Below are 264 nucleotides of genomic sequence, written 5' to 3'. Positions count from 1 at the left end.
GGATATATTATCCTTTTTAAGTGTAATAGCAGTTGTCGGTTATTTATTTATCGGACAAACGACAGTAAAGAAAGTATCTCATTGGATTTATAGTTTCACTGTATTTGCCTTCGCTGGTATATTTATAGCGATTTATAACGTTATACTTCAAGTGCCATTTACAGGCTATACGAAGTGGGATTGGAGTATTTTTCTTTTACTTGCGATTGTACCGACAGTGTCACACGTCATTAATAATTGGTTATTAAATTACGTAAATGCAAC

The 264-nt window shown here is 33.0% G+C and carries 1 pseudogene; it reads left to right on the top strand.

Going from position 1 to position 264, the window contains the following annotated elements:
- Positions 1–264: pseudogene (locus SB775_RS30520) on the top strand (DMT family transporter); the annotation flags it as partial.

This window comes from Peribacillus sp. SIMBA_075, from assembly GCF_046534585.1.
The sequence above is the reverse complement of the archived record's forward strand: the minus strand, read 5'-3'. Positions and strand labels throughout refer to the sequence as shown.